Origin of the sequence: Micromonospora hortensis (assembly GCF_022230935.1) — a bacterium.
In the GTDB taxonomy this organism is placed as follows: Bacteria; Actinomycetota; Actinomycetes; order Mycobacteriales; family Micromonosporaceae; genus Micromonospora; species Micromonospora hortensis.
In genome coordinates this window covers 1-576 of the sequence record NZ_JAKKFE010000064.1, presented here as the reverse complement: position 1 = coordinate 576, position 576 = coordinate 1, and the positions used below count along the sequence as shown (strand labels likewise).

Annotated in this window: 1 protein-coding gene; it reads left to right on the top strand. The window is 66.7% G+C overall.

What is annotated here, in order from left to right; translation table 11 throughout:
• A partial coding sequence (nadD, locus tag NIE111_RS28185; RefSeq protein WP_238687322.1) for a nicotinate-nucleotide adenylyltransferase occupies positions 1 to 560 on the top strand: 560 nt, incomplete at its 5' end.
• Positions 561 to 576 lie beyond the last annotated feature (16 nt).

Below are 576 nucleotides of genomic sequence, written 5' to 3'. Positions count from 1 at the left end.
GCACCTTCGACCCGATCCACCACGGGCACCTCGTCGCGGCCAGCGAGGTCGCGGACCGGTTCGGCCTGGACGAGGTGGTCTTCGTGCCCACCGGTCAGCCGTGGCAGAAGGCCGACGAGCCGGTCAGCCCGGCCGAGGACCGGTACCTGATGACCGTTATCGCCACCGCCTCCAACCCCCGCTTCCAGGTCAGCCGGGTGGACATCGACCGTAGTGGGCCGACCTACACGGTCGACACGCTGCGCGACCTTCAGGCTGAATACGGCCCGAAGGTGCAGTTGTTCTTCATCACCGGCGCGGACGCCCTGCAACGCATCCTGTCCTGGAAGGACCTGGACGAGATCTTCGAGTTGGCGCATTTCATCGGCGTGACCCGGCCCGGTTTCCCGCTGAGTGACAAGCACCTCCCGGCGGACACCGTCAGTCTGATCCAGGTGCCCGCGATGTCCATCTCGTCGACCGATTGTCGCGCTCGGGTCGCCCGAGGCGAGCCGGTCTGGTACCTGGTGCCGGACGGTGTGGTGCAGTACATCGCCAAGCGGAGCCTCTATCAGCGCTGAGCGCACCCGTTATGCC